Below are 23,811 nucleotides of genomic sequence, written 5' to 3'. Positions count from 1 at the left end.
AATAAGAACAGAGGAAAGCGAAATGACTGACAAGCCTGGTTACCGTCGCCCGCAGGAAGGCACCCAGCCCGAGTACCTGCACCCGACGTATCAATCCACCAATCTGCGCTCGCCATCGAAGCCGTTGGTTTTTCTGCCGCACTCGCTGTCGGAAATCACCGGCCCGACCATTGGCGCCGAGCGTGTGGCCGAAAAGGATAACGACCTGACCGCGCAACATGACGGCGAACCGCAGGGTGAGCGGATCATCATTCACGGCCGTGTACTCGACGAAAACGGTCTGCCGGTGCCGGGGATTCTGGTGGAGATCTGGCAAGCCAACGCCGCCGGCCGCTACAACCACAAACGCGACCTGCACGATGCGCCGCTGGACCCGAACTTCACCGGCACCGGGCGCACCGTGACCGACGCCGATGGCTGGTATCAGTTCCAGACCATCAAGCCCGGCGCCTATCCATGGGGCAACCACCACAATGCGTGGCGTCCGGCGCACATCCACTTTTCGCTGTTCGGGCCGAGCATCCTCACGCGCCTGGTCACGCAAATGTATTTCCCCGGTGATCCGCTGCTGGCCTACGACCCGATCTACAACTGCGTGCCGGACACCTCGGCCAAGGAACGCCTGATCGCCAGCTTCGATCTGGAAAAAACCATTCCGTCCTACGCCCTCGGATATCGTTGGGACATCGTGCTGCGCGGCCGTGAAGCCACGCCGATGGAGAAATAAGATGACGCTGACTGCGACCACGTCCCACACCGTCGGGCCGTATTACCACATCGGCCTGACCTGGCTGAACCGCGAAAACCTCACCGTCGAGCAAACCCTCGGCGAGCGCGTGGCGATCACCGGGCAAGTGGTGGATGGCAACGGCGACGTCGTCAACGACGCCATGCTGGAAGTCTGGCAAGCCAACGCCGCCGGCAAGTACGACCACCCGGAAGATGAGCAGGACAAAGCGCTGGACCCGCACTTCGAAGGGTTCGGGCGGGTGCCGGTGGATGCTGAAGGGCGTTTCCGTTTCACCACGATCAAACCGGGCACGGTCGAAGGCCTGAAGGGTTCGACCCAGGCGCCGCATCTGGTGGTGTTGGTGTTTGCGCGTGGATTGGTGAAGCATTTGCTGACGCGGATTTACTTTGAGGGAGAGCCGGCGAACGTTGATGATCCGTTGCTGGAATGTGTGCCGGCCGAGCGCCGTAGTACGTTGCTGGCGAAAAAGGATGCTTCGGGTGTTTATCAGTGGAATGTGATTCTGCAGGGCACTGATGCCGAAACGGTGTTCTTCGATTATTAACAGCCAGATCAAAAGATCGCAGCCTGCGGCAGCTCCTACAGGGGGACACATGCTGATCTTTTGTGGCGAGGGAGCTTGCTCCCGCTCGGCTGCGCAGCAGTCGTAAAACCGTCAGACGCGGTCAACATGAATCACCGCGTGCTCGGATTTGGGCTTGCTTCGCAAGCCAGCGGGAGCAAGCTCCCTCGCCACAAAGTTGTGTATTGCCCTTGCGGCTGTATCTGTGGAACGGGACTGTTGCAAAGTATGTCTAGACTCTCACTGTCCCTATCGAGTGAAAAACAATGACAACCACCACCTCCCATTACACCGGTGAAGAGCGCAGCAAGCGCATCTTCGCCATTGTCGGCGCCTCGTCCGGCAACCTCGTCGAATGGTTCGACTTCTACGTCTACGCCTTTTGCGCGATCTATTTCGCTCCGGCGTTTTTTCCTTCCGATAACCCGACGGTGCAACTGGTCAACACCGCAGGCGTATTCGCCGCCGGCTTCCTGATGCGGCCGATTGGTGGCTGGATCTTCGGGCGTCTGGCGGACAAGAAGGGCCGCAAGACCTCGATGATGATTTCGGTATTGATGATGTGCTTCGGCTCGTTGCTCATTGCCTGCTTGCCGACCTACAACACCATCGGTGTCTGGGCGCCGCTGTTGCTGCTGTTTGCGCGACTGCTGCAAGGTCTGTCGGTTGGCGGTGAATACGGCACCACCGCGACTTACATGAGTGAAGTCGCACTCAAGGGCCAGCGCGGATTTTTCGCCTCGTTCCAGTACGTGACGTTGATCGGCGGGCAACTGCTGGCGGTGTTGCTGGTGGTGATCCTGCAACAGTTCCTCAGCGAAGACGAACTGCGCGCCTACGGCTGGCGGATTCCGTTTGTGGTCGGTGCGGTCGCGGCGGTGATCTCACTGTTCCTGCGTCGCTCGCTGAAAGAAACGGCCAGCAAGGAAATGCGCGAGAACAAGGACGCCGGCAGCATTCGTGCGTTGTTCCGTGATCACAAAGCCGCGTTCATCACCGTGCTCGGTTACACCGCCGGTGGCTCGCTGATTTTCTACACCTTCACCACCTACATGCAGAAGTACCTGGTGAACACCGCCGGCATGCACGCCAAGACCGCCAGCTACATCATGACCGGTGCGCTCTTCCTTTATATGTGCATGCAACCGCTGTTCGGCATGCTCGCCGACAAGATCGGCCGACGTAATTCGATGCTCTGGTTCGGCGCGCTCGGCACGCTGTTCACCGTGCCAATTCTGTTGAGCCTGAAAAGCATCAGCAGTCCGATCCTGGCCTTTGTGCTGATCACCGTGGCGCTGGCCATCGTCAGTTTCTACACCTCGATCAGTGGCCTGGTGAAAGCCGAAATGTTCCCGCCGGAAGTCCGTGCCCTCGGCGTCGGTCTGGCCTATGCGGTGGCCAACGCAATCTTTGGCGGTTCGGCAGAATATGTGGCCCTGAGCCTGAAAGCCGGGGGCATGGAAAACGCCTTCTACTGGTACGTCACGGTGATGATGGCCGTCGCGTTCCTGTTCAGTTTGCGCTTGCCGAAACAGGCAGCGTATTTGCACCACGATCTCTAAACCGATGTGCGCGGGTCGCCATGGCCCGCGCCGGCAAGGACTGTTTATGACTCAGCGACCGGGCAATCAATTGTTCGATGCCTACTTCACTGCCCGCGATATGCGTGACGTGTTCTGCGATCAGGGCCGCGTGCAGGCGATGCTCGACTTCGAAGCGGCGTTGGCCAGGGCCGAGGCGCGCGTTGGAGTGATTCCGTCGAACGCGGTTGCGCCTATCGAAAATGCCTGCCGCGCCGGTTTGTACGACTTCGCCACGTTGGCCGAGGCAATTGCCACGGCGGGCAATTCGGCGATTCCGCTGGTCAAGGCCTTGGGCAAACAGATCGCCGCCACGGACGCCGAGGCCGAACGCTATGTACATCTGGGCGCAACCAGCCAGGACGTGATGGATTCCGGGCTGGTCCTGCAATTGCGCCAGGCGCTGGCGTTGATTGAAAGCGATCTGGCGCAACTGGCCGAGTCCCTTGCAATCCAGGCCCAACGTCACGCCGCTACACCACTGGCCGGGCGCACCTGGCTACAGCATGCGACCCCGGTGACGCTCGGTATGAAAATCGCCGGATGGCTTGGCGCTGTCACTCGCAGCCGTCAGCGTCTGCGTGAGCTCAAGCCGCGTCTGCTGGTGCTGCAATTCGGCGGCGCCTCCGGCACCCTCGCGGCGCTTGGCAAGCAAGCGTTACCGATTGCCGAAGCTTTGGCGCAGGAACTGCAACTTAACTTGCCGGAACAACCGTGGCACACCCAGCGTGATCGCATCGTTGAATTCGGCGCGGTGCTCGGTTTGATCGCCGGTAGCCTCGGCAAACTCGGTCGTGACATCAGTTTGTTGATGCAGACCGAGGCAGCGGAAGTCTTCGAACCGTCGGCGCCGGGCAAGGGCGGTTCCTCGACCATGCCGCACAAACGCAATCCAGTCGGCGCGGCAGTGCTGATCGGCGCGGCAACGCGAGTGCCGGGGCTGGTGTCGACGCTGTTCAGTGCGATGCCGCAGGAGCACGAACGCAGCCTCGGTCTGTGGCATGCCGAATGGGAAACCCTGCCGGAGATTTGCTGCCTCGTCTCGGGGGCTCTGCAGCAGGCGCGTCTGCTGGCTGAAGGGCTTGAAGTCGACGCCACACGCATGGCGCGCAATCTCGAACTGACCCAAGGTCTGGTGCTGGCCGAAGCGGTGAGCATCGTGCTCGCGCAACGGGTCGGCCGCGACACCGCGCATCACCTGCTCGAACAATGCTGCAAACGCGCGGTGGCCGAACAGCGCCACTTGCGTGCGGTCCTCGGCGACGAGCCAGCGGTCACCGCCGAGTTGAGCAGCGCCGAACTGGATCATCTGTTGAACCCCGCCCATTACCTCGGTCAGGCGCACGTCTGGGTCGAGCGTGCGGTGGCCGAACATCACGCATTGTCTGTCTGAAGGAGAGGGCTGTGGCTTTCGTTCAACTCGCCGATGGCGAACTGCATTACACGATAGAAGGCCCGGCCGATGCGCCGGTGCTGCTGCTGTCCAACTCGTTGGGCACCGACCTGCACATGTGGGACGCGCAAATGCCGGCATTCACCGAGCACTTTCGTGTGTTGCGTTTCGACACCCGTGGGCACGGCAGATCGCTGGTAACGCCGGGGCCGTACAGCATCGAACAATTGGGTCACGATGTCCTGGGTTTGCTGGATGCGCTGCACATCGAGCGCGCGCATTTCTGCGGTCTGTCGATGGGCGGGCTGATCGGGCAGTGGCTGGGCATCAATGCCGGGCAGCGCTTGCACAAGCTGATCGTTTGCAACACCGCGGCAAAAATCGGCGATCCATCGGTGTGGAACCCACGGATCGAAACCGTGCTGCGCGACGGCCCGGCGGCGATGGTTGCCTTGCGCGATGCGTCGATTGCCCGTTGGTTTACCCCGGACTTTTCGGCGGCTCATCCGGCGGCGGCCAAGCAGATCACCAACATGCTCGCGGCCACTTCGCCGCAGGGTTACGCGGCCAATTGCGCGGCAGTACGCGATGCCGACTTCCGTGATCAACTGGCTTCGATCAACGTGCCGCTGTTGGTGATCGCCGGCACCGAAGACGCGGTCACGCCGCCGTCCGGCGGGCATTTCATTCAGGAGCATGTACGCGGCGCCGAATACGCCGAGTTTTATGCGGCGCATCTTTCCAACGTGCAGGCCGGTGGCGATTTCAGCGATCGTGTGTTGGCGTTTCTGAACGCTTCGTAAGGGGATTTTTGTGGACGAGAAACAACGTTACGAAGACGGCATGCAGGTGCGCCGCGCAGTGTTGGGCGATGCCCATGTCGATCGCAGCCTGACCACGCTGACCGAGTTCAATTCGGAATTCCAGGAGATGATCACCCGTCACGCCTGGGGCGATATCTGGACCCGTCCGGGTTTGGCTCGGCACACCCGCAGCCTGATCACCATCGCCATGCTGATCGGCATGAACCGCGAAGGCGAACTGAAACTGCACCTGCGCGCAGCAGCCAATAACGGTGTGAGCCGTGGCGAGATCAAGGAAGTGATCATGCAGAGCGCGATTTACTGCGGGATTCCGGCGGCGAATGCGACGTTTCATCTGGCGGAATCGGTGTGGGATGAATTGGGTGTCGAATCCCGGGAATAGCGGTTGCCTCGCCTGACGTCTTCGCGAGCAGGCTCGCTCCCACATTGGAATGCATTTCCCTTGTGGGAGCGAGCCTGCTCGCGAAAGCGGCGGACGCCGTGGCGCATCAATCAGCCGATGCACTCACACCGTGGCGACAATGAATATCCGCTTGAACGCAAACAACGTATGCCCGTCCGCTTCCTGTGGATAGTGCGCATGCACCCGCATCAGGTAGTGATAGATAAACCGCGACTGCTCCTCTGAATCCAGCGCCTGCATCACCGGTCGCAATGCTGACACCTTGACCCAGTCGTACACCGGCGATTTACCGTCGACCACCTGCAATTGCTCGGTCTCCCAGATATCCAGCGACGCGGTCAATGGCGCGAGCAGGCGATAGTAATCCTCCAGCGACAACAGCGTCCGCGCTGCCATGCGTTGGCGCAATTGCGGCGTACCCAGCGGTGTGCTGCCGGGGCCGGCATCGTCCAGCGTTTCGAGCATCAATCGATACCACAACGCATCGCGCCAGTCGGGCATGTGCGCCGCCAGGCAGCCGCCGCGATTGAGCCGGCCGAGCAGGTGCGGCAGCAAGGTTTCATGACCATTGATGAAGTGCAGCACGGCCGCCGCGAGCAAAAGATCTGCCGGTTGTTCGGGCTGCCAATCGAGCAGATCGCAGTGCTTCCACGACGCGTGAATCGGCAGGCAGCGGGCTTCGTCGAGCATTTGCCGGGAGCTGTCGATGCCTTGCAGCTGTGCCCGCGGCCAACGCTCGGCCAGTAGTTTCGTGGCAATGCCGGTACCGCAACCGAGGTCATAAATATGTTTGGGGTTTTGCAGGTCGACACGGTCGAGCAATTCATTGACCGGACGTTGTCGCAAGCGGGAAAACTGCTGGTACGCCTTGGCGTCCCAGTCGGGAGCTGCATTGAGTCGGGTGATCATGAGGGGGTCCTCTGGTGATCAGCAGTGTCTTCCGATGACAGCCTGGCTCAAGTCTTGGGGGACCAACATCAACAGATAACGGAAGTGCGAGAGGTTGTACGCCTGAGTCCTTCAGGTGATTCAACTCTACCCGACGGCCAATAAAGTGCCACCCTGACTGACGGATGGCTCACTGATATCACCTTTCCCTTCAGGAGCTGCCGCAGGCTGCGATCTTTTGATCTTAAAAAGCCAAATCAAAAGATCGCAGCCTGCGGCAGCTCCTACGGAAAAGGTCAGAGCAGGCTGATCGGGTAGCTGACGATCAGACGGTTCTCGTCAAACTCGTTGTTGCTGAAATCCCGACGCATGGTCGAGTTGCGCCATCGGACGTTGAGGTCCTTGAGCGCGCCGCTCTGCACGGTGTAGCCCAGCTCCGATTCGCGGCCCCATTCCTTGCCGTCGGTGACGGTGCCGGTGTGCACGTTGTCGCCGCTGATGTAGCGGTTCATCAGGGTCAGGCCGGGGATGCCAAGCGCGACGAAGTTGTAGTCGTGGCGCACCTGCCAGGAGCGTTCCTGCGCATTGTCGTAACTGGAGTTGTAGCTGTCGTTGGCCAGAGTACCGCCGCTGGTGCCGTTGACGCGCATCCAGGCAGTGTCTCCCGTGAGCTTTTGCAGGCCGACGTAAAAGGTGTTGCCGCCGTATCTGGCCGAGAACATGCCGGACCAGGTTTTGTTATCGAGGTCGCCGGCACGGGCGCTGCCGTCGTCCTTGCCGTAGAAGAAACCGAGATTGGCGCCCAGCGTCCAGTCGCCGAGCGGCTGGCTGTGGATCAGATTGACGTACTGCTGGCTGTAGATGTCCTTGAGCTCGGCGTTCCACACACCAATCTGCGTGCGTTTGTCGTTGAACACATATTCACCGCCCTGAAAGTTGAAGCGATCGGAAGTGAAGGCCGCTTTGCCGAACATCGACATGTCGCTCATGCTGCTGTCGTCGCGCGGGCTGTTGGCGCGGAACTGGCCGCCGTAGAGGGTCAGGCCGTCGATTTCCTTTGAGGTGATCTGGCCGCCGCGAAAGGTTTGCGGCAGCGAGCGACCGTCATCCGAACGCAGGATCGGCAGCACCGGCATCCACTCGCCGACCTTCACTTCGGTCTGCGACAGCTTCGCCTTGAAGGCGACGTTGGTACGGCCGAAGTTGTCCGCCGGGCGACCGTCGTGATCCAGCGGCAACAACTGCGAGCCGCCGGTGCCTTTGCCGCCGTCGAGCTTCACCGAATAAAGGCCCAGCACGTCCATGCCGAACCCGACGGTGCCCTGGGTGAAACCGGATTTGGCGTCGAGGATGAAGTTCTGCGTCCATTCTTCAGCCTTGCCCTGGGCCTTGGTCGGGTTGGTGAAGTTACGGTTGATGTAGAAATTGCGCAGGTTGAGGTTGACCTTGGCCCCTTCGACAAAACCGGCTTCTTCAGCGGCGGCGGGCAGGGCGACGCCAGCCAGTGCCAGGGCGATCAGGCCGGGGAATGCGTACGGCGCAGGGGAAATGGTCATGGGCTCGGGTCTCTCTTGTTTTTTTAAGGCAAACGGATGCGCTGCCGCCGATTTCGGGGCGCAGACGGGAAATGTGTTCAGAGGTTAAGCGGCGGAGATCAGCCGGACGGAGCAGGGCGCGGGAGCATGGTATCGAACCTGTTGTTATTGGTTTTGTGGGACGAATGGTGCGGGGCGTGGATGGGTGGATTCAATCGGGGAAAGCGGGTTTCGGGCGATTATCGAACGCAAGATTGGTCCGGGTTTTATGTTGCTGGTGCTGGCTTATTCGCGAGCAGGCTCGCTCCCACAGGGGATCGCAATCCAAATGTGGGAGCGAGCCTGCTCGCGAAAGGGGCAGCCCAGGCAAAGCACCTTTCTGAAGGGCAACAAAAAGCCCGCCAAATGGCGGGCTCCTTGTCTTCACCGGACGATGATCAGAACAGCTTCATCTTCGGTGCTTCTTCTTTCAGCGGTTCGTTCTGCGCGGTTTGCGCATTCCAGCCACCGCCCAGTGCCTTGTACAGGTTGACCGCACTGGTCAGCTGCGCGAGGCGGTCGGTAATCAGCGACTGTTGCGCGCTGAACAACTGACGCTGGGCATCGAGGAAGGTCAGGTTGCTGTCGACGCCGATGCGGTAACGACGTTCGGCCAGGCGGTAGTAATCCTGGTTGGCCTGAACGAAATCACGCTGCGCTTGCAGCTGCTCGGTGTAGGTCTGGCGCGCGGCCAGGCCGTCGGCGACTTCCTGGAAGGCCGTTTGAATGGACTTCTCGTAGTTCGCCACGCCAATGTCCTTCTGGATCTTGGCGGCGTCGAGGCTGGCGCGCAGGCTGCCGGCATTGAAGATCGGCAGGTTGATCTGCGGCTGGAACAGCCACGTCCCCGAACCACCCTTGAACAGACCGGACAGATCCGGGCTCAGGCTGCCCGCGTTGGCGGTCAGGCTGATGCTCGGGAAGAACGCAGCACGGGCCGCGCCGATGTTGGCGTTGGCGGCTTTCAGGTTGTACTCGGCCTGAAGGATGTCCGGACGACGTTGCAGCAGGTCCGAAGGCAGACCGGCCGGGACGTCGCTGAGCAGGTCATCAGCCAGCGGTTTGGCCGCTTGCAGATTGGCCGGGATACCGGTGCCGAGCAGCAGGGTCAGGCTGTTTTCGTCCTGAGCCACCTGGCGGGTGTACTTGGCCAGTTGCGCACGGGCGTTTTCCACCGAGGTACGCGACTGCGCCAGGTCCAGCGCCGAGGCCACACCGACTTCGTTGCTGCGGCTGGTCAGCTTGTAGCTTTCTTCGAAGGCACCGAGGGTGTCCTGGGTCAGCTTGAGCAGTTCCTTGTCCGCCTGCCAGGTCAGGTAGGCGTTGGCGACGCTGGCCACCAGACTGATCTGGGTGCTGCGACGCGCTTCTTCGGTGGCGAAGTATTGTTGCAGCGCTTGTTCGCTCAGGCTGCGAACCCGACCGAACAGGTCGAGTTCGTAGGCGCTGATGCCGACCGTTGCGGAGTAGGAACTGGTGATGCTCGACTCGCCAGTCTGCGATGCACGGGCCGGAACCCGCTGACGGCTGCCGCTGGCATTGGCCGAAACCGCCGGGAACAGGTCGGCACGCTGAATGCGGTATTGAGCCGCGTAAGCGTCGATGTTCAGCGCCGCGACACGCAGGTCGCGGTTGTTTTCCAGCGACACCTGAATCAGCTGTTGCAGTGCCGGGTCATGGAAAAACTGCTTCCAGCCCTGCTCGGCAGCGGCCTGCGCCGGAGCCTGGGCCGGCGAGTACGCCGGGCCCTGCGGGTACTGGCCTGCGACCGGAGCCTCAGGCTGCTGATAATCAGGTATCAGCGAGCAACCGCTCAGCACGAAGGCCGCGACGGCGATGGAGAGTAGCGACTTGCTCATTGGCCAGCCTCTTTAGGAGTTTCTTTGGTGTCATCGGAGTCGGCATTTTTGCGCTGGCCCATGGACGACACAGTGACGAAGAACAGTGGGACCCAGAAAATCGCCAGGATCGTGGCCGTGAGCATACCGCCAATCACGCCGGTACCGATCGCATGTTGACTGCCTGAACCGGCGCCGGTGGATATTGCCAACGGTACAACACCGAGGACGAAGGCCAGCGACGTCATGATGATCGGTCGCAGACGCATGCGGCAGGCTTCGATCGCCGCATCGCGCAGACTGCGCCCTTGCTCATGCAACTCCTTGGCGAACTCGACGATCAGAATGGCGTTTTTAGCTGCCAGACCGATGGTCGTCAACAGGCCCACCTGGAAGTACACGTCATTGGACAGACCGCGCAGGCTGGTCGCCAGCAGCGCACCGATGATCCCCAGCGGCACCACGAGCATGACCGCGATCGGAATCGACCAGCTCTCGTACAACGCCGCCAGACACAGGAACACCATCAGCAGCGACAAGGCGTACAGCGCGGGTGCTTGCGAGCCGGACAGACGTTCCTCGTAGGACAGACCCGTCCAGGAGATACCGACACCGGCCGGCAGTTTCTTGGCTATCGCTTCAACTTCGGCCATGGCATCACCGGTGGAGTAACCCGGTGCCGGAGAACCGAGGATCTCCATCGCTTCTACGCCGTTGTAACGCGCCAGTTTCGGCGAACCGTAGATCCACTCGCCCTTGGCGAACGCGGAGAACGGCACCATGGTCCCGGCACTGTTGCGCACATACCACTTCTTCATGTCTTCCGGGCTCATGCGAGCACCGGCCTGACCTTGTACGTAAACCTTCTTCACACGACCACGGTCGATGAAGTCGTTGACGTAACTACTACCGAAGGAAATCGACAGGGTGCTGTTGATGTCGGAAATGCTCACGCCGAGAGCGCGGGCTTTCGCATCGTCGATTTCCAGGTGGTACTGCGGCTCATCGTTCAAGCCGTTCGGACGCACCTGATACAGCACTTTGCTCTGCGCAGCCAAGCCGAGGAACTGGTTACGCGCTTCCATCAGCTTGTCGTGGCCGATACCGGCACGGTCTTGCAGGAACACGTCGAAACCGGTGGCGTTACCCAACTCCAGTACCGCCGGCGGGGCGAAGGCAAACACCATCGCGTCGCGGAAGCTGAAGAAGTGTTGCTGCGCACGTTGGGCCAGAGCGAACACGCTGTTGCTGGCGTCACGCTCGCCCCACGGCTTGAGCATGATGAACGCCAGACCCGAGCTTTGACCACGACCGGCGAAGTTGAAGCCGTTCACGGTGAACACCGAGGCCACCGCGCCGGACTCTTTCTCCAGCAGGTAGGAACGCATTTCATCGATCACGACTTGCGTACGTTCGGCACTGGAACCGGCAGGCGTTTGTACCTGGGCGAACAGTACGCCCTGGTCTTCTTCCGGCAGGAACGCCGTCGGAATGCGTGTGAACAGCCAGATCATCCCAACCACGATCAGTACGTAGGCCATCAGATACGGGGCTTTGCGCGACAGCATGTTGCCGACGCCACGCTCGTAGCTTTTTACGCCACGGTCGAAGCTGCGGTTGAACCAGCCGAAGAAACCTTTTTTCGGTGTGCCGTGCTCGCCTTTCGGAATCGCCTTGAGCATGGTGGCGCACAGCGCCGGGGTGAAGATCAGCGCAACCAATACCGACAGGGCCATGGCCGAAACGATGGTGATCGAGAACTGCTTGTAGATCACACCGGTGGAACCGCTGAAGAACGCCATCGGCAGCAGTACCGCCGACAGAACCAAGGCGATACCGACCAGTGCGCCCTGGATCTGGCCCATGGACTTCTTGGTCGCTTCCTTCGGTGACAAGCCTTCTTCGCTCATCACCCGCTCGACGTTTTCCACCACGACGATGGCATCGTCCACCAGCAAGCCGATGGCCAGCACCATACCGAACATGGTCAGGGTGTTGATGCTGAAACCGAACGCCGCGAGGATGCCGAATGTACCCAGCAATACCACTGGCACGGTCATCGTGGTGATGACGGTGGCGCGGAAGTTTTGCAGGAACAGGAACATCACCAGGAACACCAGCACGATCGCTTCGACCAGGGTTTCAACCACACCCTTGATCGACTCGGTCACCACTGGCGTGGTGTCGTACGGGAACACCACTTCCATGCCTTGCGGGAAGAACGGCTTGAGCTCGTCAATCGTCTTGCGCAGGGCTTTGGCGGTGTCGAGGGCGTTGGCGCCGTTGGCCAGTTTCACCGCCAGACCGGAGGACGGCTTGCCGTTGAACTGCGCCGAGATGGTCGAGTTCTCGCCACCCAGACCGACATCGGCAACATCACCGACGTGCACTTGTGAACCATCCTGGTTGACCTTCAGCAGAATCGCCTTGAACTGCTCGGCAGTCTGCAGACGGGTCTTGCCGATGATCGTGGCGTTCAGTTGCTGGCCAGGCAGCGCCGGCAAACCACCGAGCTGACCGGACGAGACCTGGACGTTCTGCGCCGAAATCGCGGTGCTGACGTCAGCCGGGGTCAGGTTGTACTTGTTCAGCTTGGCCGGGTCGAGCCAGATACGCATCGCATACTGGGCACCGAAGACCTGGAAGTCACCGACACCGGCGGTCCGCGAGATCGGGTCCTGCATGTTCGACACGATGTAGTTGGACAGGTCGTCCTTGGTCATGCTGCCGTCACGCGATACAACACCGATCACCAAGAGGAAGTTTTTCACTGCCTTGGTCACGCGGATACCTTGTTGCTGCACTTCCTGCGGCAACAGCGGGGTGGCCAGGTTCAGCTTGTTCTGAACCTGTACCTGCGCGGTGTCGGAGTTGGTGCCTTGCTCGAAGGTCGCGGTGATGGTCATGCTGCCGTCGGAGTTACTTTCCGAAGACACATAACGCAAGTTGTCGATACCGTTGAGCTGTTGCTCGATCACCTGAACCACGGTGTCCTGCACGGTTTGCGCCGAAGCGCCCGGGTAGGTCACGGAGATCGCAATGGCCGGTGGCGCAATGCTCGGGTACTGGTTGATCGGCAGTTTCAGAATCGAAAGTGCCCCGACCAGCATGATCACCAGGGCAATTACCCAGGCGAAAATCGGACGGTCGATGAAGAATTTTGACATGAGTTACTCCCCTTTGCCGCCAGCGGCTTTGTCAGCTGCCTGAGCGGGGGCCGGGTTCTTATTCGCAACATTGGTGGCTTCGGTCGGGTTTACCTGAACACCAGGGCGCACGTATTGCAGCCCCTCGGTGATCAGGCGATCGCCGGCTTTCAAGCCATCTTCGATCAGCCACTGGCTGCCGACGGTGCGGCTGGCCTTGAGCTGACGCAGTTCGACCTTGTTGTCGGCGCCGACGACCAGCGCGGTCGGGGTGCCTTTGAGGTCACGGGTCACGCCTTGCTGCGGCGCCAGAATGGCCGCGGCGTTGACGCCGGCCTGCAACTGGGCGCGGACGAACATGCCCGGCAGCAGGGTGTGATCCGGGTTCGGGAACACGGCGCGCAGGGTCACGGAACCGGTAGTCGGGTCGACCGACACTTCGGAGAATTCCAGCTTACCGTCGAGCTTGTACTGGCTGCCGTCTTCCAGGGTCAGCTTGACCGCAGCCGAAGTGTCACCGGCCTTTTGCAGACGACCGCTTTCCAGTTCGCGGCGCAGTTCCAGCAGTTCGACCGAAGACTGCGTCACGTCGACGTAGATCGGGTCCAGTTGCTGGATCGTCGCCATCGCGTCGGTCTGGCCATTGCTGACCAGTGCACCTTCGGTCACCGAAGAACGGCCGATACGGCCGGAGATCGGCGCGTAAACCTTGGTGTAACGCACGTTGATCTGCGCGCTCTGCAACGAGGCTTCCGATTGCAGGCGGTTGGACACGGCGGTGTCGTATTCCTGACGGCTCACGGCCTGCTCGTCGACCAGTTGCTTGTAGCGGTCGGAAATCGACTTGGTCGAACGCAGGTTGGCTTCGGCGCTTTTCAGGGTCGCTTCATAGACCGACGGATCGATCTGATACAGCTGCTGGCCGGCTTTGACATCGCCGCCTTCCTTGAACAGACGCTTGAGAATGATGCCGTTGACCTGCGGTCGAACTTCCGCGATGCGGTACGCACTGGTGCGCCCCGGCAGTTCCGACGTGAGGGTGAAGGCTTGTGGTTGCAGGGTGACGACGCCGACCTGAGGGGGCGGAGCGGCCGGTGCCGCTTCTTCCTTTTTACATCCGCTGAGCAGCGATGCCAGGGCGACGGCAGTGACCAGAGCGGTAACAGCTGGCTTGAATTGCATGAAGATCCTCGGGTCAGGCGCGCAAAAAACGCACAAGAAGTGTGGAAGGGTAAAAAAATGCTGCCGGGTGGATAAGTAGCTTGCTAAGGAATATACTTACGTTCATGGTTGTTTGTAAACACCTTGGCCGCGTACCCACCCTGTTACAAAAGTCGTTGCAAGGTTTGAAATTGTAGGCCGGGGAGCCGATTCGCGAGAGATCGCCCCCTTTTTATTCAGCGGATATTCAGCCATCCCTGAAACATCCTGTTTGAGGTTTTACTGCCATGGTCCGTCGTACCAAAGAGGAAGCTCAAGAAACCCGCAGCCAGATCCTGGAAGCGGCTGAGAAAGCCTTTTATGAAAGGGGTGTCGCTCGTACGACGCTGGCGGACATCGCGACCATGGCCGGTGTCACGCGTGGTGCGATCTATTGGCATTTCAGCAACAAGGCCGATCTGGTCCAGGCCATGCTCGACAGTTTGCATGAGCCGCTGGATGAACTGGCCAAGGCCAGTGAAAGCGAGGACGAACTGGACCCGCTGGGCTGCATGCGCAAATTGCTGATTCATTTGTTTCATCAAGTTGCGCTGGACCCGAAAACCCGGCGTATCAACGAAATTCTGTTTCATAAGTGCGAGTTCACCGATGAAATGTGCGATTTGCGCCAGCAGCGCCGGGCGGCCAGCCTCGATTGCAATCTGCGTATCGGGCTGACCCTGCGTAATGCGGTGAATCGCGGGCAGTTGCCGGAAGATCTCGACACTGCCCGTGCGGCCATCAGCATTCATGCCTATATCGATGGCCTTCTGTATGGATGGCTTCTGGCGCCGGACAGCTTCGAGTTGCATGCCGAGGCTGAGCGCTGGGTCGATACAGGGTTGGATATGCTGCGCCTGAGCCCTAGCCTGCGCAAATGAAACAAAATGCGTAATTGACACAGCTTATGTCAATTGGCCTGCTTTTATATACGTTCGCGGCGGGGGAGTTTATACGTAGCGAGCTACGGATTTTGTAGGGAATTTGTGTCGTCTGTGTGAATGAGTGTGAGCCGATTGCCCTCACCCTAACCCTCTCCCAGAGGGAAAGGGGACTGACCGAGGTGTTCTTTCGAGGTACGCCGACCTGAAATATCCGGTTGAACTCCGAATTTGAAAACTACACAAATCGGCTCCCTCTCCCTCGGGAGAGGGCTGGGCGGGCGGCGTTCCGATGAGGGGCTACATACTAAAGCGCGCAATCACTCTCCAGGCGAACACAAAAGCCCCCGACTCTCACAAGTCGGGGGCTTTTGCGTTTCTGCTGCCTTGTACTGAATAGCGCTTACAGCGTCGGGTAGTCGATGTAGCCGACCGGGCCTTTCGCGTAGAACAACTCTGGACGCGGCTCATTCAACGGCGCATCGGCCTGCAAACGCGCCGGCAGATCCGGGTTGGCAATGAACGGCACGCCGAACGCCACGGCGTCAGCCTTGCCGCTGGCCAGCCATTCATTGGCGCTGTCCTTGGTGAAGCGTTCGTTGGCGATGTACGGGCCGCCGAAAGCTTCTTTCAGTTGTGGACCGAGGCTGTCGGCACCTTCTTTCTCGCGGGAGCAGATGAATGCGATGCCGCGCTTGCCCAGCTCACGCGCCACGTAAGTGAAGGTTTCAGCCAGGTTGTCGTCGCCCATGTCGTGGGAGTCGGCGCGAGGTGCCAAGTGCACACCGACACGGCCGGCGCCCCAGACTTCGATCGCTGCGTCAGTCACTTCCAGCAGCAGACGTGCACGGTTCTCCAGCGAGCCACCGTAGTTGTCGGTGCGCTGGTTGGTGCTGCTTTGCAGGAACTGGTCGAGCAGGTAGCCATTGGCGCCGTGGATCTCCACGCCGTCGAATCCGGCGGCTTTGGCGTTCTCGGCACCGGTGCGGTAGGCGTCTACGATGTCGGCGATTTCAGCGGTTTCCAGGGCGCGCGGGGTCGGGTAGTCGGCCAGCGGGCGAACCAGGCTGACGTGACCTTTCGGTTGAACCGCGCTCGGTGCAACCGGCGCTTCACCGTTGAGGTACGACGAATGGGAAACCCGGCCGACGTGCCACAATTGCAGGAAGATCTTGCCGCCGGCAGCGTGAATGGCTTTGGTCACGTTGGACCAGCCGCGCACTTGATCGTTGGACCAGATGCCCGGGGTGTCCGGGTAGCCGACGCCCATTGGCGTCACCGAAGTCGCTTCGCTGAGGATCAGGCCGGCAGAGGCGCGCTGCACGTAGTATTCGGCCATCAGCGCATTCGGCACGCGGCCTTCGTCGGCGCGGCAGCGGGTCAGCGGGGCCATGATGATGCGGTTGGCCAGCTCGATGTCGCCCAGTTTGATCGGATCGAAAATTGTTGCCATGAAATAGAACCCTCGTAGTGACGTGGTTAATCAGTTGGTCGCGGGGGCCAGCTCGGCGTTGCCGTTCTGACGGAAAGTAATCAGGGTCACCAGCAGGGCCAGCACCGCCAGAGCAGCGGCGGCCAATGGCACGCTGGTCAAGCCGAAGCCGTGAGCGATGACGCTGCCGCCGACCCAGGCGCCGAGCGCGTTGCCGACGTTGAAAGCGCCGATGTTCAGGGTCGACACCAGGTTCGGTGCAGCCTTGCCGAAGGTCACTACGTTGATTTGCAGGGCCGGCACCGCCGCGAACGAGGCGGTGGCCCAGAGGAACAGGGTGATTTCGGTCGGGATCAGCGCGACGCTGGTCCAGCTCAGCACGGTGGACACCACCGCCATCGCCACGAACACGCCGATCAGCGTCGCGCCGAGGCGTTTGTCTGCCAGTTTGCCGCCGATGATGTTGCCGACGGTCAAACCGAGGCCGATCAACAGCAGGGTCCAGGTCACGCCTTTTGGCGAAACACCGGTAACGTCGCCGAGCAGCGGCGCGACATAGGTAAAGAGGGTGAACATCGAGGCAGCGAACAGCGCGGTCATGCTCAGCGACAGCCAGATACCCGCACCTTTGAGGGCGGCGAGTTCGGCGCGCATGTCGAGTTTTTCTTCGTCACGCTTGGCCGGCAGAAAACGGATCAGACCGATCAGTGCGATTACACCGATCACGGTCACTGCCCAGAAGGTCGAACGCCAGCCGGCTTCCTGACCCAGTGCGGTGCCCAACGGCACGCCGAGGACGTTGGCCAGGGTCAGGCCGGTGAACATCAGCGCGACTGCCGAAGCGCGTTTGTTCGGCGCCACCAGACCTGCCGCCACCACCGAACCGATACCAAAGAAGGCACCGTGGCACAGTGCAGTGACGACACGGGCAAACATCAGCACGTTGTAATCACTGGCCAGCGCACAGAGGAGATTGCCGACAATAAAAATGCCCATCAATGCGACGAGTGCAGCCTTGCGCGGCAGTTTGGCGGTGGCCAGTGCCATGAACGGCGCACCGATGGCCACGCCGAGGGCGTAACCGGTCACCAGCCAGCCGGCGCCGGGAATCGACACACCGAGGTCGGCCGCCACATCGGGCAGCAGGCCCATGATGACGAACTCGGTGGTGCCGATGGCGAAGGCGCTCAAGGCGAGGATGAGTAGCGAGAGGGGCATGCGGGTTTCCTTGTCGGCTAACTGACGTTAAGGGTCAGAGCTCTTTACTGAGGGTGCTGAGGAACGCCTGGATCACGTCCTCGTTGCGTTTGAAAAAATGCCATTGACCGGCCTTCTGGCTGCTGATCAGACCGGCGCGTTGCAACGTTGCGAGGTGTGCCGAAACGGTCGACTGCGACAGGCCGCAGCGTTGATCGATCTGCCCGGCGCAAATGCCGTACTCGTGGTTGTGCAACTGTTCCGGGAATTCGCCTTTCGGGTCTTTCAGCCAGTTGAGGATGTCTCGTCGTACTGGGTGCGCCAGGGCTTTTATTATTTCGTCGAGGTCGAGGTTCATGGCAGGGTGCTCATCATGTGTACAACGCTATATCGCGATGTGGCGAACTTTAAATCGTTAGATCGCGATACACCAATATGATTTTGATCTGACGTCAGCATAAATTGGTATATCGCGTTATAACGATACGTGGATGTATGGATAGCGGGTCGCAGTGCTAAGCTGCGCCCATGAACTATCTCGCACATTTGCATCTCGGTGGCCAGCGCCCCGATCAATTACTCGGCAGCCTGTATGGCGATTTCGTCAAAGGGCGGCTGCAAGGGCAGTTTGCCCCGGAGGTTGAAGCGGGCATTCAACTGCATCGACGGATTGACGTGTTCACGGATCGCCATCCGTTGGTGGACATCGCGCTGGGGCGGTTTTCCGATACCCGACGGCGTTATGCCGGGATCGTCCTCGATGTGTTTTTCGACCATTGTCTGGCGCGGGACTGGAAGCAGTACGCCGACCAACCGCTGGAGCAGTTCACGGCGGATGTCTATCGGGTGCTGTCCCGTGAGCGGCAATTGCCCGAGCGTCTGGCGAAGATTGCGCCGCACATGGTCGCCAATGACTGGTTGGGTTCGTACCGGGAGTTTGAAGTGCTGGAGCAGGTGTTGCGCGGCATCTCCCGGCGTTTGACGAAGCCTGAGGAATTGGCGGGGGCGATGCAGGAATTGCGGCGGTTGTATGAACCGCTGAGTGAAGACTTCCGCCTCTTCTACCCACAACTCCAGGACTTCGCCGAAAACTCTGATCCACTGAAGATCTAAATGTGGGAGCGAGCCTGCTCGCGAAGGCGGCGTGTCGTTTAGCATCTATATTGGCTGAGACACCGCTTTCGCGAGCAGGCTCGCTCCCACAGGGAGTGTGTATTTCAAGCAGCGATCAGTTCGCCTGCACGACGCGGTTCGGCCGGTTTCGCCACTTCACCAAACAACGCCTTCTGCACCGCCTGCTGCGCTTCGAACGCCAGCGCCGCACGCTCCCGGCCCTGGCAGGCAATTGGCTTGAGCAGGTGCACTTCGACATCGCCGCAATCGTTGCTGAACAAACGCATCAGGTGCGACAGCAGATCATCGTCACCAATGAACGGCGCCAGCGTATCGATCTCACCGTTGCGCAGATAACGGATCGCCACCGGTTGCAGCATCACCTCGGAATCAATCGCCGCCGACAGCAGGCGACCGTGAAAAGTGCGCAGTGAACGCCCGTCAGTGGTCGTGCCTTCCGGGAACATCAACAGCGAATGATCGGTTTGCAGGTGACGGGTCATCTGCTTGCGGATCAACTGGCTGTCGCCCGAACCGCGACGGATGAACAAGCTGCCAGCCTTCGCCGCCAGCCAACCGGCCACCGGCCAGGTACGCACTTCGGCCTTGGACAGAAACGACAGCGGCGTGAGCATGCCCAGCAGCGGGATATCCGTCCACGACACATGGTTGCTGACCCACAGCATCGGCTGCTTCGGCAGTTCACCATGAACACTCATGCGAAAGGGCAGGGCGTTGCTCAGGCGCGCCATGAAAAACCGCGACCAGCGCTGACGCCGCTCCATCGAGTGCGCCAGGCCAATCCGTTCAAACACACCGAAAACGCTGGCCATACTCAAGCCCAGCGAGACCACCAGCAGCACTCGCGCGATCCGCGCGTACACCCGCAATCGGCTCATCACACGGCCGCCTTGAAGTGCTTGGCGTAGCGCGGGCAGAGTTCGTCGCGCTTGAGCAGGATGAACACGTCTGCGACCTGGAAGTCTTCGTCCCAGCACGGCTCGCCGCAGATCTTCGCGCCCAGACGCATATAGGCCTTGAGCAGCGGTGGCATTTCCGCGATCACGTTGGAGGGGATATCCAGCGTCGGCAGCGGATTTTTTGGTTCGGCGCGCAGGTGTTCGGTGCACAGATAACGTTCGCGCAGACGCTGCATGATCGCGTGAGCCTGAATGCCGCCGTCCTGCATCGGGATGCTCGCGCAACCCATCAGGTAGCTGTAGCCACCCTGATTCAGTACTTCGGCCAACTCGCCCCAAAGCACGGCGATGGTGCCGCCATTACGGTAGGCCGGGTCAACGCAGGTACGGCCGATTTCGAGGATCGGGCCTTGCAGATGAGCGAGGCCGTGCAGGCTGAACTCTTCTTCACTGTAGAACTTACCCAGGCTGCTGGCGGCGGTGTGATCGAGCAAACGGGTGGTCGCCACCAGGCGCCCGGTGTTCAGGTCACGCACGCCGATGTGGCTGCAGTGAACATCATAATCATCCATGTCCAGACCCAGTTCCGCGCCTTTCAGTTTGGCGTTGAACTCGCCACTGAAGACGCTGAAGCGCAAGGCCTGGGCTTGCTGCAAGGCCTCGGCGCCGATCAGGCGTTCGGCTTGCAGGCGGCGTTCATTGCCGGTGTCGCTGATGCGGGCGATCTGAGTCATGTGAATCTCCGTACGGGCCTTTAACCCGTCGTGGGTTGCAGCCGATCGACTTTCTTTATGCAGCCGTGTTGTGCAAAGTCAGGCTATGTAGCCCCGGTGTCATCGCCATGAAAGTTTGGTGATGCTTATATGACAGCCCACAAGGAGCCTCTTATGCCCTGGCCAGATCTGTTGCAAAGCCGTGAACGACTGCCCGCCGTTGCTGACCTTGCCGAAGGTTTTGCGACGTTGTTGCATCAACTGGGCAACGTCACGCCGTTCGAGTTGGCGGTCGCAGGCGGGCGGCGGATGGCGACGCCGGGGCTGGCATTTCTGGTCGGTTATCAAGCGGCATTGCGCATGTTGTGGCCGAGTGCGCCGCTGAGCCTCGGCGCGTTGTGTGCGACCGAACAGCGCAGTCTGCGCCCGGCGGACATGCAGACGCGGCTGACCGATTTGCGTCTGACGGGCCGCAAGGATTTCGTCACCGCCGGTGATGCCGCGGACTGGTTGTTGATCGCTGCGCGCAGTGAGGAGCCCGGCGAGACCCCGCGTCTGAGCCTGGCGGTGGTGTATCCCGGCGAACCCGGCGTGACGGTGGAAAAATTGCCGCCGCTGCCATTGATGCCGGACGTCAGTCACGGTCGCCTGCATCTGGACGGCGCCCTGTGCGAGTTGCTGGCCGGCGACGGTTGGGACGCTTACGTCAAACCGTTTCGCACGCTGGAAGATGTCTATGTGCTGAGTGCGATGACGGCGTGGTTGTACGGCGTCGGGCAGGACAGCGACTGGCCACAGCCGCTGCAATTGCGCTTGCTCGCGCTACTGGCGGGTTGTGCGGAAGCGAGCCGGCAGCCGCCGAACAATCCGGCGGGGCATGTGTTGCTCGGTGGGTTGTTTGCGCAGTTTGAGGCGTTGAAGACTGAAATCGATCAGGCGTTGGCCACCGGTAATCTCGAGTGGGCGGCGATGTGGCAGCGCGATCAGAGCGTGATGCAGTTGGCGGCGGGGGCTCGGGCGAAGCGGTTGGCCAAGGCCTTGGCGGAGGCCTGACAGACCTCATCGCGAGCAGGCTCGCTCCCACAGGGGACCGCGTTTCTTCAATTGAAATGCGGTCAAAATGTGGGAGCGAGCCTGCTCGCGAAGGCGGACTCAACAACACCACACATCTGTCATAAACCCCGACTAGTCTCAGCAGGTTCATTCCCAGAGCCCTCCCCATGTGCAAACGCCTGTCGCTGTTTCTGCTGCTGATCAGCTTCACCGTTCACGCCGAACAATGGCCGGGTGAAGAATGGCCAACCGGCCCGAAGGTCACCGATACAGAGGCACTGGAAAATTACGCCTTCCCACCCCGCGACGACGCCAACCGCCAAGGCATCCGCACCGATGCCCTGCTGATCATCCACGACGGTCAGATTATCTACGAACATTACGCCGGCCCGACCACCGAACAGACTCCGCACCTGACCTGGTCGATCAGCAAAAGCCTGATGGCCAGCGTGCTCGGCGTGGCGTACGGCGAAGGCCTGTTCAAGCTTGAAGACCCCGCCGTGAAATTTTACCCGACCCTGCAACAACACCCGGCGATCAGAATGGCTGACCTGCTGCACTGGGCCTCGGGTATCGACTGGCAGGAAGACTATGAATACGCCCCGCTGAAATCTTCGGTGGTGGCGATGCTGTATACCCGTGGCCACCGCGACATGGCCGCGTTCACCGCCGATCACGACAGTTACGCCGCGCCGGGGCAGGCGTTCCGTTATTCCAGTGGCGACAGCGATCTGCTCGCGGCCGCGTTGAAAACCATCGTCGGCCCGCAGCGTTATCCCGACTATCCGTGGACTGCACTGTTCGAGCCGCTGGGCATTCGCCACGCCGTGTGGGAAACCGATGCCAGCGGCACGTTTGTCGCGTCTTCCTATGCCTATCTCACGGCCCGGGATCTGGCGCGGGTCGGTCTGTTGATGGCCCGTGACGGGCGCTGGCAGGATCGGCAATTGCTGCCCAAGGATTGGCTGGCCTTCAACCTGAAACCTTTCGCCGGTTACAAGGCCCATCAGGACGAAGCGGTCCCCGGCGGCCAGTGGTGGCTCAATCGCCCGGCGGATGGCGCATCTTCACCTTGGCCCGACGCCCCGCCCGATACTTTCGCCGCGCTTGGCCATTGGGGGCAGGCGCTGTATGTGATTCCCAGCGAGAAACTGGTGATCGTGCGCTACGGCGATGATCGCGACGGCAGCTACCGCCACAACGAATTGCTCAAGCGTGTGTTGAAGGCGGTGCAGCCATGAAGCGCTTCTTGCTGGTGTTGCTTGTCATGCTGCTCGGCTGGATCGGGTACGAGCGGGAAAATCTGTGGGCCTTCCCGGACATCATCAGCGCCTACACCGCCAAGGAATATTGTTCGTGCCGGTATGTGATGAACAACGACGCGGAGTATTGCCGTGGCTATGTGAAACAGTGGTTGCCGACCAGCAGCTTCAGCGATGACAGCGCCAGCAAAACCATCACCGTCAGCGGCATGGGCCGCCGCAACAGCGCGCAATGGCTGAACGAACACCAAGGCTGCCGCCTCAATCCCTGACCACACCCACCCCCCTGGAAATAGAGACCCCTGTGGGAGCTGGCTTGCCAGCGATGGCGGAGTGTCAGTTACAAAAGTATCGTCTGTGCCGGCGCAATCGCTGGCAAGCCAGCTCCCACACAGATTTCATCGATAGGGCGTTTTGCGGCGATCAGGTTTGCATAAACGCCACGTCCGGTTAAGGTTCGTGCAGGTTTATCGGCCCCACGAGTGTTCAATGTTCAACCGCTCCCTCTTCAAAACCCTGTCCAGTCTGTTGCTGGCCGCCGCTGCGCTGCCGGCGCAGGCCAACTGGTATCTGGACGGCGAGTCGTCGCGGCTGTCGTTCGTCAGCACGAAAAATGCCCACATTTCCGAAGTGCAGCGCTTTCTGGTGCTGCACGGCAAGGTCGACCCCAGCGGTCGCGCCGAAGTCGAAGTCGAACTGGATTCGATCAACAGCGGCATCCCGCTGCGTGACGAGCGCATGCGCAAGGAGCTGTTCCAGATCGAGCAATTCCCTGAAGCCACCATCACCACGCAAATCGACCTGCGCCCGATCAACGATCTGGCCCCCGGCGCGCAGCTGGAATTGCGCTTGCCGCTGACCGTCAACCTGCACGGCAAGCAACACGAGTATCCGGCCGAGCTGCTGGCGACGCGTCTGGATGACCGACGCTTTCAAGTGGTGACGCTGGAGCCGCTGGTGATCAACGCCGAAGATTTCGACCTCGCCCCGGGGCTGGAAAGCCTGCGCAAACTGGCCGACTTGTCGGCCATCAGTCTGTCGGTGCCGGTGGGTGCGGTGCTGATCTTCACGGCGCGCTGAC

Annotated in this window: 22 protein-coding genes; 12 read left to right on the top strand and 10 right to left on the bottom strand. The window is 60.6% G+C overall.

Annotated elements, in window-relative coordinates; translation table 11 throughout:
* Positions 1–22: 22 nt before the first annotated feature.
* The 6 genes from pcaH (at position 23) to pcaC (ending at position 5,492) form a co-directional block, all read left to right on the top strand.
* Entirely contained in the window at positions 23–727 is a 705-nt protein-coding gene (gene pcaH, locus ACIOWE_RS07150; RefSeq protein WP_401389129.1) for a protocatechuate 3,4-dioxygenase subunit beta, read from the top strand.
* Between the two features lies 1 nt (position 728).
* Positions 729–1,295, top strand: coding sequence for a protocatechuate 3,4-dioxygenase subunit alpha (gene pcaG / locus ACIOWE_RS07145; protein WP_401389126.1), 567 nt, complete (start codon positions 729–731; stop codon positions 1,293–1,295).
* Positions 1,296–1,579: 284 nt separating this feature from the next.
* Positions 1,580–2,875, top strand: coding sequence for an MFS family transporter (locus tag ACIOWE_RS07140; protein ID WP_401389123.1), 1,296 nt, complete (start codon positions 1,580–1,582; stop codon positions 2,873–2,875).
* A 46-nt stretch (positions 2,876–2,921) separates the two neighbouring features.
* Positions 2,922–4,286 carry a 3-carboxy-cis,cis-muconate cycloisomerase gene (locus ACIOWE_RS07135; RefSeq protein WP_401389120.1) on the top strand — a complete coding sequence of 455 codons (1,365 nt, stop codon included), beginning with the start codon at positions 2,922–2,924 and terminating at the stop codon, positions 4,284–4,286.
* An 11-nt stretch (positions 4,287–4,297) separates the two neighbouring features.
* Positions 4,298–5,089 carry a 3-oxoadipate enol-lactonase gene (gene pcaD / locus ACIOWE_RS07130; protein WP_401389117.1) on the top strand — a complete coding sequence of 264 codons (792 nt, stop codon included), beginning with the start codon at positions 4,298–4,300 and terminating at the stop codon, positions 5,087–5,089.
* A 10-nt stretch (positions 5,090–5,099) separates the two neighbouring features.
* Entirely contained in the window at positions 5,100–5,492 is a 393-nt protein-coding gene (gene pcaC, locus ACIOWE_RS07125; RefSeq protein WP_401389114.1) for a 4-carboxymuconolactone decarboxylase, read from the top strand.
* A 123-nt stretch (positions 5,493–5,615) separates the two neighbouring features.
* Here the strand turns inward: pcaC and ACIOWE_RS07120 are convergent, their stop codons facing one another.
* The 5 genes from ACIOWE_RS07120 to emhA form a co-directional block, all read right to left on the bottom strand.
* On the bottom strand, positions 5,616–6,422 hold the full coding sequence (locus ACIOWE_RS07120; protein WP_401389111.1) for a methyltransferase domain-containing protein: 807 nt from the start codon (positions 6,420–6,422) through the stop codon (positions 5,616–5,618).
* Between the two features lie 275 nt (positions 6,423–6,697).
* On the bottom strand, positions 6,698–7,957 hold the full coding sequence (locus ACIOWE_RS07115; protein WP_401389108.1) for an OprD family porin: 1,260 nt from the start codon (positions 7,955–7,957) through the stop codon (positions 6,698–6,700).
* A gap of 416 nt (positions 7,958–8,373) precedes the next feature.
* Positions 8,374–9,834 (bottom strand): efflux RND transporter outer membrane subunit EmhC, encoded by a 1,461-nt coding sequence (gene emhC, locus ACIOWE_RS07110; RefSeq protein ID WP_401389105.1) that lies wholly within the window; start codon positions 9,832–9,834, stop codon positions 8,374–8,376.
* A complete protein-coding gene (emhB, locus tag ACIOWE_RS07105; protein WP_401389102.1) occupies positions 9,831–12,980 on the bottom strand; it encodes an efflux RND transporter permease subunit EmhB in 3,150 nt (1,049 codons plus the stop codon). The genes emhC and emhB overlap by 4 nt, the downstream gene beginning before the upstream one ends.
* Before the next feature lie 3 nt (positions 12,981–12,983).
* A complete protein-coding gene (gene emhA, locus ACIOWE_RS07100; protein WP_401389099.1) occupies positions 12,984–14,141 on the bottom strand; it encodes an efflux RND transporter periplasmic adaptor subunit EmhA in 1,158 nt (385 codons plus the stop codon).
* A gap of 266 nt (positions 14,142–14,407) precedes the next feature.
* Here emhA and emhR point away from each other — a divergent pair, with 266 nt between their 5' ends.
* Entirely contained in the window at positions 14,408–15,040 is a 633-nt protein-coding gene (gene emhR, locus ACIOWE_RS07095) for an efflux system transcriptional repressor EmhR (RefSeq protein ID WP_103307022.1), read from the top strand.
* Between the two features lie 403 nt (positions 15,041–15,443).
* On the opposite strand, the gene ACIOWE_RS07090 is transcribed toward emhR, so the two are convergent.
* From ACIOWE_RS07090 to ACIOWE_RS07080, 3 genes are read right to left on the bottom strand one after another with little or no spacing between them, the layout of a single operon-like run.
* On the bottom strand, positions 15,444–16,493 hold the full coding sequence (locus ACIOWE_RS07090) for an alkene reductase (RefSeq protein WP_401389096.1): 1,050 nt from the start codon (positions 16,491–16,493) through the stop codon (positions 15,444–15,446).
* 30 nt (positions 16,494–16,523) lie between these two features.
* Positions 16,524–17,690, bottom strand: coding sequence for an MFS transporter (locus ACIOWE_RS07085; protein ID WP_103307019.1), 1,167 nt, complete (start codon positions 17,688–17,690; stop codon positions 16,524–16,526).
* Between the two features lie 34 nt (positions 17,691–17,724).
* A complete protein-coding gene (locus ACIOWE_RS07080) occupies positions 17,725–18,027 on the bottom strand; it encodes a helix-turn-helix transcriptional regulator (RefSeq protein WP_016771327.1) in 303 nt (100 codons plus the stop codon).
* Between the two features lie 170 nt (positions 18,028–18,197).
* Between ACIOWE_RS07080 and ACIOWE_RS07075 the strand changes: the two genes are divergently transcribed.
* The gene (locus tag ACIOWE_RS07075) at positions 18,198–18,782 is read left to right on the top strand and encodes an ACP phosphodiesterase (RefSeq protein ID WP_401389093.1); all 585 of its coding nucleotides are present in this window, start codon (positions 18,198–18,200) and stop codon (positions 18,780–18,782) included.
* Between the two features lie 104 nt (positions 18,783–18,886).
* Here ACIOWE_RS07075 and ACIOWE_RS07070 read toward each other — a convergent pair whose 3' ends face one another.
* Complete coding sequence (locus tag ACIOWE_RS07070) at positions 18,887–19,681, bottom strand: lysophospholipid acyltransferase family protein (protein ID WP_401389090.1); 795 nt, start codon at positions 19,679–19,681, stop codon at positions 18,887–18,889.
* Complete coding sequence (gene olsB / locus ACIOWE_RS07065) at positions 19,681–20,436, bottom strand: L-ornithine N(alpha)-acyltransferase (protein WP_103307013.1); 756 nt, start codon at positions 20,434–20,436, stop codon at positions 19,681–19,683. The genes ACIOWE_RS07070 and olsB overlap by 1 nt, the downstream gene beginning before the upstream one ends.
* A gap of 153 nt (positions 20,437–20,589) precedes the next feature.
* On the opposite strand from olsB, the gene ACIOWE_RS07060 reads away from it, so the two are divergent.
* The 4 genes from ACIOWE_RS07060 to ACIOWE_RS07045 all read left to right on the top strand — a co-directional run bounded on the left by ACIOWE_RS07060 (position 20,590) and on the right by ACIOWE_RS07045 (position 23,810).
* Positions 20,590–21,468 carry an acyl-CoA dehydrogenase gene (locus ACIOWE_RS07060; protein WP_401389087.1) on the top strand — a complete coding sequence of 293 codons (879 nt, stop codon included), beginning with the start codon at positions 20,590–20,592 and terminating at the stop codon, positions 21,466–21,468.
* Positions 21,469–21,635: 167 nt separating this feature from the next.
* A complete protein-coding gene (locus tag ACIOWE_RS07055) occupies positions 21,636–22,709 on the top strand; it encodes a serine hydrolase domain-containing protein (RefSeq protein WP_401389084.1) in 1,074 nt (357 codons plus the stop codon).
* On the top strand, positions 22,706–23,002 hold the full coding sequence (locus ACIOWE_RS07050; protein ID WP_401389081.1) for an amidase: 297 nt from the start codon (positions 22,706–22,708) through the stop codon (positions 23,000–23,002). Before ACIOWE_RS07055 ends, ACIOWE_RS07050 begins: the two co-directional genes overlap by 4 nt.
* A gap of 217 nt (positions 23,003–23,219) precedes the next feature.
* The gene (locus ACIOWE_RS07045; RefSeq protein ID WP_401389078.1) at positions 23,220–23,810 is read left to right on the top strand and encodes a YceI family protein; all 591 of its coding nucleotides are present in this window, start codon (positions 23,220–23,222) and stop codon (positions 23,808–23,810) included.
* Position 23,811: the final 1 nt, after the last annotated feature.

Origin of the sequence: Pseudomonas sp. NPDC087598 (genome assembly GCF_044743525.1) — a bacterium.
Taxonomy (GTDB): Bacteria; Pseudomonadota; Gammaproteobacteria; order Pseudomonadales; family Pseudomonadaceae; genus Aquipseudomonas.
This window is presented reverse-complemented; position numbering and strand designations above follow the sequence as displayed.

Excerpts from the sequence above, each read along its gene's own strand:
- pcaH (WP_401389129.1), top strand. The coding sequence starts at position 23 with ATGACTGACAAGCCTGGTTACCGTCGCCCGCAGGAAGGCACCCAGCCC.
- pcaG (WP_401389126.1), top strand. The coding sequence starts at position 729 with ATGACGCTGACTGCGACCACGTCCCACACCGTCGGGCCGTATTACCAC.
- ACIOWE_RS07140 (WP_401389123.1), top strand. The coding sequence starts at position 1,580 with ATGACAACCACCACCTCCCATTACACCGGTGAAGAGCGCAGCAAGCGC.
- ACIOWE_RS07135 (WP_401389120.1), top strand. The coding sequence starts at position 2,922 with ATGACTCAGCGACCGGGCAATCAATTGTTCGATGCCTACTTCACTGCC.
- ACIOWE_RS07120 (WP_401389111.1), bottom strand. The coding sequence starts at position 6,422 with ATGATCACCCGACTCAATGCAGCTCCCGACTGGGACGCCAAGGCGTAC.
- ACIOWE_RS07115 (WP_401389108.1), bottom strand. The coding sequence starts at position 7,957 with ATGACCATTTCCCCTGCGCCGTACGCATTCCCCGGCCTGATCGCCCTG.
- emhC (WP_401389105.1), bottom strand. The coding sequence starts at position 9,834 with ATGAGCAAGTCGCTACTCTCCATCGCCGTCGCGGCCTTCGTGCTGAGC.
- emhB (WP_401389102.1), bottom strand. The coding sequence starts at position 12,980 with ATGTCAAAATTCTTCATCGACCGTCCGATTTTCGCCTGGGTAATTGCC.
- emhA (WP_401389099.1), bottom strand. The coding sequence starts at position 14,141 with ATGCAATTCAAGCCAGCTGTTACCGCTCTGGTCACTGCCGTCGCCCTG.
- emhR (WP_103307022.1), top strand. The coding sequence starts at position 14,408 with ATGGTCCGTCGTACCAAAGAGGAAGCTCAAGAAACCCGCAGCCAGATC.
- ACIOWE_RS07090 (WP_401389096.1), bottom strand. The coding sequence starts at position 16,493 with ATGGCAACAATTTTCGATCCGATCAAACTGGGCGACATCGAGCTGGCC.
- ACIOWE_RS07085 (WP_103307019.1), bottom strand. The coding sequence starts at position 17,690 with ATGCCCCTCTCGCTACTCATCCTCGCCTTGAGCGCCTTCGCCATCGGC.
- ACIOWE_RS07080 (WP_016771327.1), bottom strand. The coding sequence starts at position 18,027 with ATGAACCTCGACCTCGACGAAATAATAAAAGCCCTGGCGCACCCAGTA.
- ACIOWE_RS07075 (WP_401389093.1), top strand. The coding sequence starts at position 18,198 with ATGAACTATCTCGCACATTTGCATCTCGGTGGCCAGCGCCCCGATCAA.
- ACIOWE_RS07070 (WP_401389090.1), bottom strand. The coding sequence starts at position 19,681 with ATGAGCCGATTGCGGGTGTACGCGCGGATCGCGCGAGTGCTGCTGGTG.
- olsB (WP_103307013.1), bottom strand. The coding sequence starts at position 20,436 with ATGACTCAGATCGCCCGCATCAGCGACACCGGCAATGAACGCCGCCTG.
- ACIOWE_RS07060 (WP_401389087.1), top strand. The coding sequence starts at position 20,590 with ATGCCCTGGCCAGATCTGTTGCAAAGCCGTGAACGACTGCCCGCCGTT.
- ACIOWE_RS07055 (WP_401389084.1), top strand. The coding sequence starts at position 21,636 with ATGTGCAAACGCCTGTCGCTGTTTCTGCTGCTGATCAGCTTCACCGTT.
- ACIOWE_RS07050 (WP_401389081.1), top strand. The coding sequence starts at position 22,706 with ATGAAGCGCTTCTTGCTGGTGTTGCTTGTCATGCTGCTCGGCTGGATC.
- ACIOWE_RS07045 (WP_401389078.1), top strand. The coding sequence starts at position 23,220 with ATGTTCAACCGCTCCCTCTTCAAAACCCTGTCCAGTCTGTTGCTGGCC.